The sequence below is a fragment of the Nocardia beijingensis NBRC 16342 genome (assembly GCF_001612785.1).
GTDB lineage: Bacteria > Actinomycetota > Actinomycetes > Mycobacteriales > Mycobacteriaceae > Nocardia > Nocardia beijingensis.
Genome location: NZ_BDBC01000015.1, coordinates 215256 through 232196, shown reverse-complemented (window position 1 = coordinate 232196; position 16941 = coordinate 215256). Strand labels below are relative to the sequence as shown.

The 16941-nt window shown below is 70.3% G+C and carries 10 protein-coding genes; 4 read left to right on the top strand and 6 right to left on the bottom strand.

Going from position 1 to position 16941, the window contains the following annotated elements; genetic code table 11:
* Window positions 1–58: 58 nt before the first annotated feature.
* From NB3_RS10800 to NB3_RS10790, 3 genes are read right to left on the bottom strand one after another with little or no spacing between them, the layout of a single operon-like run.
* Window positions 59–1144, bottom strand: coding sequence for a DUF4129 domain-containing protein (locus NB3_RS10800; RefSeq protein ID WP_084486122.1), 1086 nt, complete (start codon window positions 1142–1144; stop codon window positions 59–61).
* Entirely contained in the window at window positions 1141–2013 is an 873-nt protein-coding gene (locus NB3_RS10795) for a hypothetical protein (RefSeq protein WP_244891855.1), read from the bottom strand. Before NB3_RS10795 ends, NB3_RS10800 begins: the two co-directional genes overlap by 4 nt.
* Window positions 2014–2029: 16 nt before the next feature.
* Window positions 2030–2569, bottom strand: a complete 540-nt coding sequence (locus tag NB3_RS10790; protein ID WP_067800343.1) for a TetR/AcrR family transcriptional regulator — start codon at window positions 2567–2569, stop codon at window positions 2030–2032.
* Between the two features lie 84 nt (window positions 2570–2653).
* Here NB3_RS10790 and NB3_RS10785 point away from each other — a divergent pair, with 84 nt between their 5' ends.
* Complete coding sequence (locus NB3_RS10785) at window positions 2654–4192, top strand: MFS transporter (protein WP_084486120.1); 1539 nt, start codon at window positions 2654–2656, stop codon at window positions 4190–4192.
* Window positions 4193–4315: 123 nt separating this feature from the next.
* On the opposite strand, the gene NB3_RS10780 is transcribed toward NB3_RS10785, so the two are convergent.
* The gene (locus NB3_RS10780) at window positions 4316–5275 is read right to left on the bottom strand and encodes a LysR family transcriptional regulator (protein ID WP_067800340.1); all 960 of its coding nucleotides are present in this window, start codon (window positions 5273–5275) and stop codon (window positions 4316–4318) included.
* A 131-nt stretch (window positions 5276–5406) separates the two neighbouring features.
* Here NB3_RS10780 and NB3_RS10775 point away from each other — a divergent pair, with 131 nt between their 5' ends.
* Window positions 5407–6684 carry an MFS transporter gene (locus NB3_RS10775; RefSeq protein ID WP_157111714.1) on the top strand — a complete coding sequence of 426 codons (1278 nt, stop codon included), beginning with the start codon at window positions 5407–5409 and terminating at the stop codon, window positions 6682–6684.
* Between the two features lie 153 nt (window positions 6685–6837).
* On the opposite strand, the gene NB3_RS10770 is transcribed toward NB3_RS10775, so the two are convergent.
* Complete coding sequence (locus NB3_RS10770; RefSeq protein WP_067800338.1) at window positions 6838–8388, bottom strand: adenylate/guanylate cyclase domain-containing protein; 1551 nt, start codon at window positions 8386–8388, stop codon at window positions 6838–6840.
* 649 nt (window positions 8389–9037) lie between these two features.
* Entirely contained in the window at window positions 9038–10720 is a 1683-nt protein-coding gene (locus NB3_RS10765; protein ID WP_067800489.1) for a DUF4407 domain-containing protein, read from the bottom strand.
* Between the two features lie 223 nt (window positions 10721–10943).
* Between NB3_RS10765 and aroQ the strand changes: the two genes are divergently transcribed.
* Both aroQ and gltB read left to right on the top strand, forming a co-directional pair.
* Entirely contained in the window at window positions 10944–11519 is a 576-nt protein-coding gene (gene aroQ, locus NB3_RS10760) for a gamma subclass chorismate mutase AroQ (protein WP_084486118.1), read from the top strand.
* A gap of 739 nt (window positions 11520–12258) precedes the next feature.
* A complete protein-coding gene (gene gltB / locus NB3_RS10755; RefSeq protein WP_067800336.1) occupies window positions 12259–16911 on the top strand; it encodes a glutamate synthase large subunit in 4653 nt (1550 codons plus the stop codon).
* The last annotated feature ends 30 nt before the right edge of the window (window positions 16912–16941 follow it).

Here is a 16941-nt window from a genome sequence, read left to right as displayed (position 1 = left end):
TGTGGTTCGCGGGCGTTCCCGCAGGCCATGAGCCGGACGATGCTCGCGCGACGGCGTCTCATCCGATCTCCGATTCGATCCGTTCGAGCTGAGCGGCGACCACCATGAGGGTCGCCGGGTCGGGCACCGGGCCGAACAGGGCGGCGCCGATCCGGCCGGGGTCGGCCCCGATCCGCGCGGCGATCACGGCGGCGACCCGGTCCGGCGGGGTGTCGGCGGTGATGCCGAGCGGTGCGCGAACGCGGCGCAGCGTCGCCGCCCGCAGCTTCCCCGCGACGTGCTCGTGGTCCTTCGAGCGGCGGTACAACGCCGCTTGGCCCGCGAGCAGTTCGTTCGCGGCCACCTCGACCGGCCGCGGCTCGCGGACCAGAGCGCCCCGTCTGCGGGCACGCCACCACACCACCGCCGCGGCGGCGATGAGGAACTGCACGCCGCCGTAGAAGACCGGCGCGGGCAGCCGGTCCCAGATCGCGTCCTCACCCGTCCCGAAGCCGGGGCGGTCCGGCGGGGGGACATCGGGCAGATCCGGCGGCGGTTGCGGTGGCGGAGCGGTCGGCGCGACCGGGGCTCCGCAGGATTGCAGGGCGCCGTAGACCAGCAGCAACACCGCTGCCGTCGCGGCGAGCGCCGCCCAGAACTTCGGGTCGCGCAGCAGGTTCGGCAGCGGCGGCAGCCTGCGCCTGGCGCGCGGCGCCTGCTCCACCGCCTCGATCTCCACCGGTTCCGGTGCGGGCGGCGGAGCGGATGCGGAGAACCGATCGGCGTACTCCAGCCTGCGGTATTCGTCCTCGGTGGCGCGGCGTCCGCCGTAGACCACTTCGTCGAAGCTGCGTGCGGCGGGCTGGATCTCGGTGGCGGTCTCGAGCGGCAGCGCGGTCGTCACGTCGTCGGCCGTCTCCCGCGCGGTGCGCGACCGCCGTACCTCGAGCACGCCGCCCTGCTCCAGGCCGCGCAGCACGGCGCGGAAACGTTCCCGCAGGGCGCGATCGAAGTCCCGCTGCCGCGCGGCGGTTTCGGCTGCGGCGCGGTGTTCGGCGGCGGCGCCGAGCCGCGGGGTGCCTGGCGCCGGGGCGTTCGTGGTGTGCGGACCTTTGGACAGCACGACCTCGGCCGGCCGCTGCCCTGGCGTCGCGGGATCGCTCATTGCGCCTCCCTCCGGGGAATGCGGATGTCCAATCCCTCTCGGCGGCAGCGGCGGTCGACGTAGCAGACCACGCGTGACGAAGCCTCGACCACTTCGCCGAATGCCGTCAGCAGCAGGACCGCCGATGTGGTCAGCACGAGTACCGGCCACCGGTGGGTGCCGGAGAAATCCGAGACGAACAGCGGTATGGCCAGCAGTGGGACCGCCAGCAACGTGAACAGCGCCCGCTGGACGATCCAGAGCCCGGTGGTCGGCCACTCCGCGCCCTCGGCGAGCAGTTTGGCGCGGGCGACGCCGTCGCGGTGCGAAGTGCGCTCGACGAACAACACGGGCACCGCGACCCAGCGGCGGGCGCGCAGCCAGCCCAGCCAGATCCCGGCGAGCGGCAGCGTCACGATCGGAAGGCCGCTCACCGCGAGCACGCCGACACCGACCATGGTGAACAGCAGTTGGAACACCAGCAGCGGGCCGAGCGTCGCGCCGAATCGGCGTAGCGCGGTCCTGCGGTCGATCGGCGCGCCGCCGACCGTCGCGAGCCCGAGAGCCACGGTCGTGCCGCGTAACACGAACCGCAGCAGCCACGCGCAGGCCGCTGTGGCCAGGATCGCCGACCACGCGGTGCCGGTGTCGGAGCCGCCGGTGAGCGCGGAGCCGCCCGCGGTCACCGCGACGACAACGGTCTCGGCGAGCAGCAAACCCGGCACGCTCAACCCGGCCAGGGCGCGGATGTTCGCCTGGATCAGCGCGAACGGCACATCGAGCAGTTCGCGGAAACTCAGCGGGCGGATCGGCACCGTCGCTCCAGGAGACCCCGGTACCGGATCTGTTCCCGCCCCGACGGCGCCGGCCGGTTCGGCGGCTGGCAGCACGGGCCGAGTCTAGCCGTCAGCGCCGCAGTAAGCGGTCCACCACGTGCCGGTAGCGAACCGGATCGATGGGCGGCAGGCCGAGCAGCGCGCGCAGGTAGACCCCGTCGCCGACCAACCGGATGAGGTCGGCCTGCACCGGGTCGGCGACCTCCTCGTCCAGACCGTCCGACCAGGAAGTCATCATGTCGGCCAGCGCCCGCTGCACCTCGCCCGGCTCCGGGGTGGCGTCGATGGTGCGCATGGTCGCGAGCATCGACCGGTAGAGCTCGAGTTCTACCGCTTCCGCCTTGTCGGCCGGGTTCGGCGTCTGCAGGTACCACTCGGCTACCGAGCCGCCCTTGGCGACCGCGCTGTCCAACTGCTGGCCTGCCCGGTCGGCCAGCCTGCGGACCAGGCCCGCGAGCAGCGCGTCCTTGCTCTTGAAGTGATAGAGCAAGCCGCCTTTGGAGACGCCCGCGGTGGCCGCGACGTTCTCCAAGGTGACCTGGGACATGCCTTTTTCCAGGAGCAAGGTCTCGAGCGCGTCCAGGATGCGGTCGCGGGTGTCAGCCGTCACCCACAGAACTATACCGTCCGGACGGTTATGTCAGTACTATACCGTCTGGACGGTAAGAAAAAGACGACGGAAGTCGAGAAAGTCATGACCCCCCAGACCACCCAGCCCACCGGCCTATCGAGCAACGCCCCGCCTCGTGCGGGCGCACGCGAATGGGTGGGGTTGTCCGTGCTGGCGCTGGCCCTGCTGCTGCTGGCCGTCGACGCGACGGTGCTCGACCTGGCCGTGCCCGCGATCAGCGCCGATCTCGCGCCCACCACGCCGCAGCTGCTGTGGATCATCGACGTCTACTCGTTCGTGCTCGCCGGACTGCTCGTCGTCATGGGCAATCTGGGCGACCGGATCGGGCGGCGCAGACTGCTGTTGCTCGGTGCGGCCGGATTCGGCGCCGCCTCGATGCTCGCGGCGTGGGCCTTCACTCCGGAGATGCTCATCGCGGCGCGGGTGCTGCAAGGTGTCGCCGGCGCGACGTTGATGCCGGCCACGCTGGCGTTGATCAGGTCGATGTTCCTCGATCCGCGGCAGCGAACCGTCGCGATCGCGGTATGGAGCGCGATGGCGGGCGGTGGCGCCGCGGCGGGACCGCTGCTGGGCGGCTGGCTGCTGGAGCACTATTGGTGGGGTTCGGTCTTCCTGGTGAACGTGCCGGTCATGCTGGTGCTGATCGGGCTGGGTCCGGTGCTGATCCCGGAGTCGCGTGATCCGCGGCCCGGTCGCTTCGACCTGCTCAGCGCCGTGTTGTCGATGCTCGCGCTGGTGCCGGTGGTGTACGCGGTGAAGGAATTCGCCGCGCACGGTCCGAGCGTGCGGGTCGCGGTGCTCGGCGGACTCGGTCTGCTGGCCGGCGTGTGGTTCGTGCGCAGGCAGCGACGACTGGCGCAGCCGATGCTTGATCTGGCGTTGTTCGCGCTGCCGAAGTTCCGTACGGCGGTGCTGACCAATCTGCTCGCGGTGTTCGCGCTGGCCGGTGTGCTGTTCTTCGGCTCGCAGTACCTCCAGCTGGTGCTGGGACGCTCCCCGCTGCAGGCGGGATTGCTGCTGCTGCCCGGTCTGTCGGCCGGGATGATCGCCTCGCTCGCCGCGGCCTGGCTGGTGCGGCGACTGCGGCCGGGCACGGTGCTCGGCGGCGCGCTGATCACGGCGGCGGCGGGCGCGGCGCTGTTCGGCCTGCTCGGCCCCGACGCGACCACCAGCACGACACCGTTCGTGCTCGGGTTCCTGCTCATCGGCGCTGGTGTCGGCGTCGCGCTGACCGTGTCGTCGGATCTGGTGGTCGGCTCGGCGCCACCGGAGCGCGCGGGCGCGGCCGCCGCGGTCTCCGAGACCGCGTACGAGACCGGTGTCGCGCTGGGAGTCGCGATCCTCGGCAGCGTGGTCATGGCGATCTTCCGCAACGGCATCGACCCGACGCACGTGCCCGGCGACCGGATGGAGTCGGCCTCGGAATCGCTCGGCGCGGCCACCGCTTTCGCGCGCGAACTGCCGGAGGCCGCCGGGCGCGCGTTCCTCGCCTCGGTGCACGAGTCCTTCGTCTCCGGTATCCACTTCGCGGCCGTCGGCACCACCTCGATTCTGTTGCTCGCGGCGGTGGTGGCGTTCCGGTTGCGCCGTGCGCGTGGATGATTCCTTCGGCCGGGTCCGCGCCGGTGTTCGATGGTCGCGGAACCGGCGCTATTTCCCGCCGGACGGTGTGGTGAGCTCTCGGGAGCCGTGCATGGGGCTCACCGCGCCGGATCGGGGCATCGATCAGCTGGACGCCCGCGTGGTGGGCGGGACGCGCTGCGCCCATGTTGGTACCCAGACCTCGTCGGCGGGTGCGTGCGCTCGCCTCGACTCGAGGTAGGCGCGAAGTTCGGCCAGCGCGGGATGCGGATTGTCGCCGCGCCAGATCATCGACATCGGGTAGACCGGTGTCGGATGACGCACCGGAATCCGCCGCAGGTCGTAGCGGTCCGGCCAGAGATACCGCGAGCCTTCGCCGACCAGGGTCGCCAGGTCCGACGCGTCGGCGATCTCGTCGAGCAGCGCCTCTTTCGCGAAGACCGGGCCGAGTATGTCGATGGTGAACCCGAAGGTGGCCGCGAATTCGGCGTAGTAGTCGGCCACCTCGCCACGGACCGGGAGGCCCGGCATCCGGATTCGGTGCCCGGCCAGCTGCCGAGGTGTGACCGCCGGGGCGTTGGCGAGTGGGTGGCGAGGGCCGACGAGCAACTGGTGCGGCTCGTCGATCACCCGGGCAGTGCTGATCGCCCTGGGCAGACGCTGCCGCGGGGGGACGGCGTGAAAGGTGGCATCGATCGTTCCCGCTTCGACAGCGGCGATCGCCGCGTCGAGATCGGCTTCCAGCGTGACGACGTCCAGCTCGATGCCGGGACGCGTGCGGTGGAAGTCCTGGAGGAGCACGCTTGTCACGACCCGCCGGGCGACGACATCGACCCGGAGCACGCGCCGCCCCGGGCGCACGGAGGCGTCGGCGCGCTCGGCAACCCGGAGCAGCTCACGGGCGTGCGGCAGGAAGGCCTGACCGTCGATCGTGAGCTGGGCGCCGCGAGCCGTGCGGGCGAACAGACGCACCCCGAGGTCTTTCTCCAGCGACGCGATGCGCTTGGAGACCGCCTGCTGAGTGATCGCGAGTTCCGCGGCGGCTTCCTGGAACTGACCGGCGTCAACGGCGGCGACGAAGGTGCGCACGGCGTCGAGATCCACAAGAAGACCCTAGCCACACAACGATTCGTTGTGGCTCGCCGACGGATCGGTTGTTTGATTCCGCCTCCGCGGCCTTGCTTTGATCACGGCGGTCAACGGCGAGTTGTCCGAAGCGGGAGGTGCAGAGCTTGGTGGCCGGACGAAACCTGGGTCGGCGATTCGGCTGGCTGTGGACGGCCTACGCGGTCAGCGCCTACGGCTCCGGGCTGGGTTTCGGCGCTCTGCCGCTGATCGCCGTGCTGGTGTTGCACGCGAGTCCGGCGCAGGTGTCGGCGCTATCTGCGGTGGGGCCTGCGGTGGGCGCGCTGATCGCGTTGCCGCTCGGGCCGTGGGTGGAGTTTCGCCGCAAGCGACCGGTGCTGATCGCGATGGACCTGATCCGGTTCGCGGTCATGACGACGATCCCGGTCGCCTACGCCTTCGGCAGGCTCGGTTTCGTCCAACTGCTGGTCGTCTCGGCGGTGGTCGCCGCGGCCAAGATCGCTTTCAACGCGGCGAGCGGCGCCTACCTCAAAGCCATCGTGCGGCCGGAGGACCTCCTCGCGGCCAACGCGCGGTTCGAGTCGACCACGTGGAGTTCCATCGCCGTCGGGCCGCCGCTGGGCGGTGCGGCGATCGGCCTGTTCGGGCCGGTCACCACCGTGGTGGCCGACGCGCTGAGCTACCTGTGCTCCGCGCTGGCGGTCACGGCGATTCGCGGCCGGGAGGCATCCCCGCAGCGGACCGGCGACCGTCCGGTCCTGGCCGGTGAGCTGCTCGACGGCTGGCGGCACATCCTGGGGCATCCCGGCCTGCGCGCGCTCTACCTCAACCAGTTGCTCGTCGGCGGATTGATCATGGCCACCGAGCCGCTGCTGGCCGTACTGCTGCTGCGCGAGCTCGGATTCCCACCCTGGCAGTACTGCCTTGCGTTCGCCGCCCCTTGCGTCGGCGGGTTGATCGGCTCACGCCTCGCCGGTCGTGTCGTGCGGCGGTACGGCAGGCGCCGGGTTCTTCGTACCGTCGGCACGCTGCGCGCGATCTGGCTGATCGGCCTCGCGTTCGTCCAGCCCGGTGTCGTCGGCCTCGTGACGGTGATCGCTGTCGAACTCGCGATCATCATCAGCATGAGCCTGTACAACCCGGTACTGGCCACCTATCGACTCGAGCACACCCCCGAGAACCGCGTCGCCCGCACCCTGGCGGCTTGGTCGATCAGCAGCAGCGCCGCTATCGCCGTGCTGAGCGCGCTCGGCGGGCTGCTCGCAGGCGCGACCAGCCCGCGCACGGCTGTCACCGTCGCAGGCCTGCTGATCCTCGTCAGCCCGTTGCTGCTGCCCCGCCGCGAGGATGCCGCACCCGCACCCGGCCCCCCTGCGGCGACAGACCGTGCGAGCGCTCATCTTCGGCGGGATCCGTCACACCGCTGAGATCGTCAGGCGATGGGAAACGGCGTCGGGCCGGGCGGGCGCCGCGAGGATTCCGCACCTGCACCCGATCCTGCGACGGCAGCCCGGCGGCGGGCGTTCTTCCTCGGCGGGACCCGTCGCACCGCTGAGATCGTCAGGCGGTGGGGAACGGCGTCAGGCCGGGCGGGCGAGCCGGGTCGGCGTCAGGCGGCCGCGGAGGGTGACGGAGTCGCCGAGCCGCCACAGTCCCGCCTCGGGATCGGCGGCCGCCGCGATGGTCGTGCCCGAGGCGAGCAGCAGGCCCTGTCGCTTGGCCAGTTCGCACAGGCGGGCCGCTTCGTTGACCGCGTCGCCGATGACGGTGAACTCGTAGCGCTGATGCGCGCCGACGTTGCCCGCGACCACCCGGCCGGCGGCCACGCCGATGGCGGCGACGAAATCGGCCGCCCCGCTGTCGAGCCGGGCCCGGATCGCACGGGCGGTGGCCAGCGCCGCGCCCGGGGCGTCGGCCAGCGGCGCGGGCGTGCCGAAGACGGCGAGGGCCGCGTCGCCCTCGAACTTGTTGACCAGCCCGCCGTGGCGCTCCACCTCGTCCACGACGATGCCGAAGAACCGATTGAGGATGGCGACCATCTCCGGCGCGGGGATGGTCGCGGCCATCGTCGTCGAGCCGACGATATCGATGAACAGGGCCGCCGCGTCGGTCTCCACACCGCCGAGCGTCGGGTCGCCCGCCAGCGCGGCCGCGGCGACCTCGCGCCCGACATGCCTGCCGAACAGGTCCCTGATCTGCTCCCGTTCGCGCAGCCCTTCCACCATGTGATTGAAACCGCTTTGCAATTCACCGAGTTCGGTGCCGTCGTAGACGGCCAGCGCCACATCGAGATCGCCGTCCTCCACCTGACGCATCGCCCTGCGCACGCCGAGGATGGGAGCGACGGTCGCGGCCAGGGTCTGCGTCATCAGCAGCAGACCGAAGACCAGCGTCGCCCCGCCGAGCGACAGCACGCACACCGCCAATCGCGCCTTGGTGACGTCGTCGATCGTGAGCGCCAGCACCGCGAGCACCATCATCCCGGCCACCGGCACGCCGGAGCCGACCATCCAGACGATGAGCGCGCGCCCGAAGACGCCGATGCCGCGGCGTCTGCCGGAATCCGCGGCTTCCAGCACCCGCGCGGTGACCGGCCGCAGCGCGAACTCGATGATCAGATAGCTGTTGGCGCACACCACGATGGCGCTGATCGCGATGCCGAAGGCCACCTTCGGGATCAACCGCGGTTCGGCGAGGCCGTACAGCGTGGTCAGCAGCACGAGTCCGCCGCACCACAGCAGCGCTTGGTCGCGCACCAGCCTGCGCGGCACCGCCGTGGCCGCGGCCTGCTCCTCCTCGGTCGGCACGTGCTCCGGATCGGTGGCCCAGCGCAGGGCACGCAATTCGCGGCTGGTGCCCCACCACAGCCCGGCCAACAGCGCGCAGGTCGCGTACAGCGGCGCGGCGAGCGCGTCGAGCAGCAAGAGATCCCGAGTGAACACCGATGGCCCCGGCAAGACGAAGCCGACCAGGACGATCGACACGACCATGCCGGTCAGATTGCCCAGCAAGGTGGGCACCGTGAGCAACAACTGAACGCGGATACGCCGCAGCCCCGACGACTCCTCGGCCGACCCGAGCAGTCGCGACCCCCACGGCGCCGCGGCGAGCGTCACCTCCCTGTGTTGCATGGGGAGCAGCGTAAGCCGAGCAGGCTCCCGGCGCCGCAGGCCGGACTCTCCTCCCGGCGTTCCGGCGTTCCGGCGTTCCGGCGTTCCGGCGTTCCGGCGTTCCGGCGTTCCGGCGTTCCGGCGTTCCGGCGACGGCGGTGACCCCGGCGATGTGGCGGCCCCGCTGACCCGGCGATCCCGTTGACCCCGGTGACCGGTGACGGCGACACCCCTGCGGCTCGGCGATGCGGCGGCCTGGTCCGTGAACACTTTCGACGCAACACCGCAGGCAGCTACCTCGCCGTGCTGCGTCGGCAGGGAGGACCACCACGTGGTTTCCGTGACCACTCGCTGAGGCGCAGAACACGCCGATCGATCGGTTCCTTCACCGGCGCTACGTGGTGCTCGGTGACTCCCATTACGCAGGCCGAAGGCGAGGCGAGCCCGGTTCAGGAGACGTACAGCGCAACTCGGTGGAAAGTCCGATACAGGTCCCGGAGTGTGCCGTCGCTCGTGGTGTGCGTAGCACTTGGCCCGATCCGACGCCGGGACCAGCGGAGACCACGGCTGCGCCGATCCGCGGGAGTGTGCCTATACCCCGCGATGCGCGGTGGCGGCCCCGCCCCTGCGGTGCCCCGGGGCTTGGATCGGTGTCGGGACAGCGGTGCCGTCAGCGGCCCGGTGGCAGCTCGCGGCGGTCGGGCTCGGGGAGTTCGGGGCGGTGGTGGCCCGGCAGTTCGTCTCTGCGTGCGCCGGTGGGCAGGCCGTAGCCGGCGGCGCCGGTGGGCGGGAGTGAGGAATAGCGCGGCGCGGGGTAGGCGGCGTCGACGACGGTCGAGGCGATGTGCTGGGCGTGCGCGATCTCGGGCGCGCCGGGCTGCAGCTGGTAGCCGACGGCCTGCGGATGCGAGCTCTGGCCGTCGACGGTGACCTTGCGGGTGCGCCGCAGGGTGAAGGTGATCTCCTCGACCTCCTCGAACGCCTGCCGTGCGGTGCGCAGCGGATGCGTCGCCGTATCGATCGCATTGGCGACGAACGAGGGAACCAGCGGTCGGATGAAACGCGCGGCGGTGTCGGTGAACGGGACGGTGCCGATCAGTGGCAGCTCGAGACCGCCGCTCGGCGCCGCTGCGACGGCAGGGGCTTGCGGGTGCGCGCCGGCGGGCGCGGGTAGGTTCGGCGTCGCCTCGTCGGGCATGGCGCTGTCCTTTCGGTCGTCCGCCGCTGCGGCGGGAAGTTCGGGGCGGCTCGGCGGCTCGGTGATGCCGATCTCGATGCCGCCGATGGCCGCGATGATGCGGGTGCGCTGCCGCTCCCGGTCGATGGCCGTGTCCGCCTCGACGGCGAGGCGGGCGGCGGCGAGCTGCTGCTCGGCGCGCAGCGCCTCGGCCTCGGCGCGCACTTCGGCCTGCTTGACCGCGATCGCCGTGTCGGCTTCCCGCTCGGCGCGATCGTGCACCGTGCGCGCCGCGTTGTGCCGGTCGAAGGAGGTCTCGCCGCGCCACCAGCGCAGCACCAGCGGCAGCAGGGCGAGGGCGACGAACGCCACGATGGTGAGAATGCGCAGCGGCAGCGCGTTGTGCACGGTGTAGTCGTTCATCGCCTGCCAGCGCGCGCCGAGGCCGCGGTCGGCGTCGTCGAAGGCGGCGGTCCGTGCGGCCGACAAGGCGGCCTGGTCCGCGTCGATCCTGCGGTCGGCCGCGTCGATCCGGTCTCGGGCGGCGGCGAGATGCTTTCGCGCGTCGTCGAGCATGGCGTCGGCCGTCCGCGCCTCCGGTCCGCGGCCTGGCACGCCGGTGATCCTGGTCCGAGGGCACTCGGGGGTCGGGTTGAACTCGCAGCGCGCGATCACCAAGGCGTGATCGATATCGTTCTGCGCCATGGCGATCGCCTGTTCGAGCGCGGCGCGGTCGGCTCGCGCCCGGTCCAGTTCCGCCTGCGCGGCGACCACCCGCGGCGCCGAATCGAGCGAGCGCTGCGCCCGCTGCTCCAGCTCGCGGTCGACGGACCCGCTGAACAAGACGATCGCGGCCAGTTCCGCGAGCAATCCCCCGGCCAACACGGCGACCGCGACGCGCGCGATCGACCCGACCCGATCCGGTCCGCCACTCGGCCGCGCCGTCGCGAGCGCACGGGCGAGCGCGCCGGTCAGCGCGGCGATCACGAGGCCGGAGACCAGCGCGGCCGACCAGGGCCACGCCGAGGCCGTCGCCAGGCCGGCGACCGCCCCGGAGATCGCGGCGAACAGCAGCACGACAGCGCCGGTGACGGCGTATCCCGCGCGTTCGTGGCGGTCGGTGATCGCGCTGGTCCGGCCGCCGCCGAGCCAGGTGAACAAGCCGGTGACGGTCATCGGAATGCACATCCTCCACGTCCCAGGCGCTTCACGGGCGCGACGAAACTGTCACGGATTCGTTGTGACAGCGTGACAGGCCCTGCCGGTGCGCAGCGAGCAGGAACGGCCCGATGTGGTCAGGCTCACAGCTCGGCCGGAGGAGTGCGCGGCGCGGCCGGTTCGCTCGCCTACGCTGGCCCGGTGATTCGTATCGGGGTGGGCGATTGCAGGAGGTCACGACGTGCGCGGATTCGGATTGACGCTGCTGGCGGCGGCGCTGCTGATGTGGCCGGCTAGCGCGGGCGCCGCTCCGGCCGAGCCGGCGCTGGACGGGCTGGTCGCGCTGGTGGTGGAGCGCTTGAACACCGCCGACGCGGTCGCCGCGGCGAAGTGGGTGGCCGCGGGCGAGCGCGGCGCCGAGCCCGCCATCGACGATCCGGTCCGGGAGGCGGAGGTCTACGACGCCATGGCCGGGCTCGGCCACGATCGTGCGCTGCCGGAGAACTGGGTGCGGCAGGTCTTCTTCGGGCAGATCGAAGCCAACAAGACGGTGCAGCGCGGGCTGATGGCCCGGTGGCGCTTCGACCCGGCGGCGGCGCCGGCCGCGCCATCCGGTCTCGATTCGGTGCGTCCGGTCATCGACCGGGTGAACGTCGAAATGCTCGATCAGCTCGCCCGGCACCGGGCCGAACTGACCGCGCCGGATTGCGCGCAACAGTTGGCGCGCAGCGTCTTCGGCGTGTTCGTCACCGACCACGCCGACGCACTGCACCGGGCGGCGCTGGTGCGGGCCGCCGTGTCGCTCTGCCCGGCGTAGGCGGGCGCGGGGCCCGCGAAACGGCCCGTTTCGGAAAGATGTGTCCAACACCACTTCCCGATATTTGCTGGATATGTGCCGAAACCCACAGTGGACAAAAGAGGCCGGACGGTCGGATCATATTCACTGCTTGTCACGCAGCTGTCGGAAATCTCTCACCGCTGCGATCGCCGAGTTAGCCGCCGCCACTTGGTTTGCCGGGCGTCCCACGGGGGAAATCCATTTCGACGCAGGTGAGCGCGGTTTCCCGGCCTTGTGAGGAAGGTCTCGGGTCGGTGTCGCGCGTCGGTTTTCCCAGCTGGCACCGGGTGCCATGGGGATCGATCGCACGGCACTCGCTGCTTTACACTGGACGACGCGCACACGTGGAGGACCCGATGCAGAAGCCCAGCTAAACATGGTTATTAGCACAACCTAAGTTGGTTGGGCCCTGGACCTGACTTATCGTTTGCTCTTACGCCGAACACAGAACGTTCGGCTACCTCGCCCGCTCGGGCAGCCCTAGCCAGGTGCTCAGCGTAGCGGGCGAGCACCCGCTCGGAGGTAAGGATCTTGTTAGGGATCCGTTACCGAAGGGCACCCACTACGTCACAGAAGCGGGTGGACAACTGCAGACCTAGATCGCACGCCGAAGACCATCAGCGCGGCTGGCTTCGGAACGTATGGGCGCAGTCTTGTACGGAGGCATTCGACGAAAGGCCGTTTTTCTTCGAAGGCCGACTTTCTTGAAGGCAGAGGCATGACGCAACTTCCTGGCCACCGGTCACCTGGACCCATCGGGCTCTACGACCCGGCGAACGAGCACGACGCCTGCGGCGTCGCATTCGTCGTCGACATGCACGGCCGCCGCAGCCGCGACATCGTCGACAAGGCTATTACGGCTCTGTTGAACCTGGAGCACCGTGGCGCCGCGGGCGCCGAGCCCAACAGCGGCGACGGTGCGGGCATCCTGATCCAGGTCCCGGACCGCTTCTTCCGCGCCATCGTGGACTTCGAGTTGCCTCCGGAGGGCTCCTACGCCACCGGTATCGCCTTCCTGCCGCAGGCCCGCCGCGAAGCCGCGCGCGCCGCCTACGGCGTGGAGAAGATCGTCAAGGAAGAGGGCCTCGAGGTCCTCGGCTGGCGCGAGGTGCCGATCGACGAGTCGTCGCTGGGCGCGCTGGCGCGCGACGCCATGCCGAGCTTCCGGCAGATCTTCATCGCATCGCCGAAGAGCGCCTCCGATCCGCTGTCGGACATGGATCTGGAGCGTCGCGCCTACGTGGTGCGCAAGCGCGTCGAGCGCGAGCTTGGTTCGGCCGGAGCCGGTGAGGGTGCGGTCGGCAGGGAGTCGGTCTACTTCCCGAGCCTGTCGGGGCAGACCTTCGTCTACAAGGGCATGTTCACCACGCCGCAGTTGCGCGCGTTCTACCTGGATCTGCAGGACTCCAGGGTGGAGAGCGCCCTCGGCATCGTGCACTCCCGGTTCTCCACCAACACCTTCCCGTCCTGGCCGCTGGCGCACCCGTTCCGCCGGGTGGCGCACAACGGTGAGATCAACACCGTCACCGGCAACGAGAACTGGATGCGCGCCCGCGAGGCGCTGCTGCGCAGCGACGTCTTCGGCGTCGACTCGGCGGGCAAGAACCGGCTGGAGAAGATCTTCCCCGTCTGTACCCCGGGGGCGAGCGACACCGCCCGGTTCGACGAGGTGCTCGAACTGCTGCACCTCGGCGGCCGCAGCTTGCCCCACGCCGTGCTGATGATGATTCCCGAGGCCTGGGAACGCAACGACACGATGGACCCGCAGCGGCGGGCCTTCTACGAGTACCACTCGATGCTGATGGAGCCGTGGGACGGCCCCGCGTCGGTGTGCTTCACCGATGGCACCGTCGTCGGCGCCGTGCTCGACCGCAACGGCCTGCGGCCGAGCCGCATCTGGGTGACCGAGGACGGCCTGGTCGTGATGGCCTCCGAAGTCGGCGTGCTGGACATCGACCCGTCCAAGGTGGTCAAGAAGGCGCGGCTGCAGCCGGGCCGCATGTTCCTGGTCGACACCGCCCAGGGCCGCATCGTCGGCGACGAGGAGGTCAAGTCCCAGCTCGCCGCCGAGCACCCGTACCAGGAGTGGCTGGACGCGGGCGTCTCCCGCCTCGCCGACCTGCCCGACCGCCCGCACGTGCACATGTCGCACGACCGCGTGCTGATCCGCCAGCAGATCTTCGGATACACCACCGAGGAGCTCAACCTGCTGATCTCGCCGATGGCGAAGACCGGAGGCGAAGCGCTCGGCTCGATGGGCACCGACACCCCGATCGCGGTGCTCTCGGCCCGTCCGCGCCTGCTGTTCGACTACTTCTCCCAGCTGTTCGCGCAGGTCACCAACCCGCCGCTGGACGCGATCCGGGAAGAGGTCGTCACCAGCCTCAAGCGCAACATCGGCCCGGAGGCCGACCTGCTGCACCCGGGGCCGGAGTCCTGCAACATGATCGCGCTGGAGCAGCCGATCCTGGACAACGACGAGCTGGCCAAGCTCGTGCACATCAACGACGACGGATCGCACCCCGAGCTGCGCTCGGTGGTCGTGCGCGGCCTGTACCCGGTGAAGAAGGGCGGCAAGGGCCTGCGCAAGGCGCTGGAGGCGATCAACACCCAGGTGTCGGCCGCCATCGACGGCGGAGCGCGGATCATCGTGCTCTCCGACCGCGAGTCCAACGAGAAGCTGGCGCCGATCCCGTCGCTGCTGCTGACCTCCTCGGTGCACCACCACTTGGTGCGCGAGCGCACCCGCACCATGGTCGGCCTCGTCGTCGAAGCCGGTGACGCCCGCGAGGTGCACCACATGGCCACCCTGGTCGGCTTCGGCGCCGCCGCGATCAACCCCTACATGGCCTTCGAGACCATCGAGGACATGCTCGAGCGCGGCGCGCTGGAGATGCCGGGCAGCACCGGCGACCTGGCCGCCGACTACCGCAAGGCGGTCGCGAACTACAACAAGGCCGCGGGCAAGGGCGTGCTGAAGGTGATGTCCAAGATGGGCATCTCCACGCTGGCCTCCTACAACGGCGCCCAGCTCTTCCAGGTGATCGGCCTGTCGCAGGACCTGGTGGACGAGTACTTCACCGGCCTGCGCTCGCACCTGGACGGCATCGGCCTCGACGAGATCGCCGAGGACGTCGCCCAGCGGCACCGCATCGCGTTCCTGGAGAACCGCAACGAGCGCGCGCACCGCGAGCTCGAGGTCGGCGGTGAGTACCAGTGGCGGCGCGAGGGCGAATACCACCTGTTCAACCCGGACACGGTGTTCAAGCTGCAGCACGCGACCCGGTCCGGCCAGTACTCGATCTTCAAGGAGTACACCAAGCTGGTCGACGACCAGTCCGAGCGGCTGGCCTCGCTGCGCGGTCTGTTCAAGTTCAAGCACAAGGCGCGCAACCCGATTCCGATCGATGAGGTCGAGCCTGCCTCGGAGATCGTGAAGCGGTTCTCCACCGGCGCGATGAGCTACGGCTCCATCTCGGCGGAGGCGCACGAGACCCTGGCGATCGCGATGAACCGCCTCGGCGGCCGGTCGAACTCGGGTGAGGGCGGCGAGTCGCCCGCGCGCTTCGAGCCGGAGGAGAACGGCGATTGGCGGCGCAGTGCGATCAAGCAGGTGGCCTCCGGCCGCTTCGGCGTGACCGCGCACTACCTGACCAACTGCACCGACATCCAGATCAAGATGGCGCAGGGCGCGAAGCCCGGTGAGGGCGGCCAGCTTCCGGCCCACAAGGTGTACCCGTGGGTCGCCGAGGTACGGCACTCGACGCCGGGCGTCGGCCTGATCTCGCCCCCGCCGCACCACGACATCTACTCGATCGAGGATCTGGCGCAGCTGATCCACGACCTGAAGAACGCCAACCCGCAGGCGCGCATCCACGTGAAGCTGGTCGCCGAGCCCGGCGTCGGCACCGTCGCGGCGGGCGTCTCCAAGGCGCACGCCGACGTCGTGCTGATCTCCGGCCACGACGGCGGCACCGGCGCTTCGCCGCTGACCTCGCTGAAGCACGCGGGCGGCCCTTGGGAGCTCGGCTTGGCCGAGACCCAGCAGACGCTGCTGCTCAACGGGTTGCGCGACCGCATCGTGGTGCAGGTCGACGGCCAGATGAAGACCGGCCGCGACGTGATGATCGCCGCGCTGCTCGGCGCCGAGGAGTACGGCTTCGCCACCGCTCCGCTGGTGGTCTCCGGCTGCATCATGATGCGCGTCTGCCACCTGGACACCTGCCCGGTCGGCGTCGCGACGCAGAACCCCGTGCTGCGCGAACGGTTCACCGGCAAGCCGGAATTCGTCGAGAACTTCTTCCTGTTCATCGCCGAGGAGGTCAGGGAGCTGCTGGCGCAGCTGGGCTTCCGCACGCTGGACGAGGCCATCGGCCGGGTGGACCTGCTCGACACCTCGCGGGCCAAGCAGCACTGGAAGGCGAGCAAGCTCGACCTCTCGCCGATCCTGGACGACGTCGAGACGGCGTTCATGTACCAGGACCGCCGCTGCACCAAGGCGCAGGACCACGGCCTGGACAAGGCGCTGGACCAGCAGCTGATCGTGCAGAGCAGGGACGCGCTCGAGCGCGGCCAGGCGGTGAAGTTCGAGACCAAGATCACGAACGTCAACCGCACCGTCGGCACCATGCTCGGTCACGAGGTGACCAAGCTCTACGGCGGCGCGGGCCTGCCCGACGACACCATCGACATCACCTTCACCGGGTCGGCGGGCAACAGCTTCGGCGCCTTCGTGCCCGCGGGCATCACGCTGCGCGTGCAGGGTGACGCGAACGACTATGTCGGCAAGGGTCTTTCCGGCGGCCGTCTGGTGGTGCGCCCCTCGCTGAACGCGCCAGGCGAGTTCGCCGCCGAGCAGAACATCATCGCGGGCAACGTAATCCTGTTCGGCGCGACCAGCGGTCAGGTGTTCCTCAGCGGTGTGGTCGGCGAGCGGTTCGCCGTGCGCAACTCCGGCGCCACCGCGGTGGTCGAGGGCGTGGGCGACCACGGCTGCGAATACATGACCGGCGGCCGGGTGGTCATCCTCGGCGAGACCGGACGCAACTTCGGCGCCGGTATGTCCGGCGGCGTCGCGTTCGTCTTCGACCCGGAGGGCACCTTCGCCTCGAAGCTCAACCCCGAGCAGGCCGACGCCGTCGAGCAGCTGGCCGGTGACGACTTCACCTGGCTGCACGACATCATCACCCAGCACCGTGACCAGACCGGTTCCCCGGTGGCCGAGCGCATTCTGAGCGACTGGTCGCAGCAGGTGAACCACTTCGTGAAGGTCATGCCGCGCGAATACAAGAAGGTTTTGCTCGCCATCTCCGAAGCTGAGAAGAGCGGCAAGGACGTGGACGAGGCGATTATGGAGGCTGCTCGTGGCTGAGAGAGTTCTAGAGATGACGTGGACGAGGCG

Excerpts from the sequence above, each read along its gene's own strand:
- NB3_RS10800 (WP_084486122.1), bottom strand. The coding sequence starts at position 1,144 with ATGAGCGATCCCGCGACGCCAGGGCAGCGGCCGGCCGAGGTCGTGCTG.
- NB3_RS10785 (WP_084486120.1), top strand. The coding sequence starts at position 2,654 with ATGACCCCCCAGACCACCCAGCCCACCGGCCTATCGAGCAACGCCCCG.
- NB3_RS10770 (WP_067800338.1), bottom strand. The coding sequence starts at position 8,388 with ATGCAACACAGGGAGGTGACGCTCGCCGCGGCGCCGTGGGGGTCGCGA.
- NB3_RS10765 (WP_067800489.1), bottom strand. The coding sequence starts at position 10,720 with ATGACCGTCACCGGCTTGTTCACCTGGCTCGGCGGCGGCCGGACCAGC.
- gltB (WP_067800336.1), top strand. The coding sequence starts at position 12,259 with ATGACGCAACTTCCTGGCCACCGGTCACCTGGACCCATCGGGCTCTAC.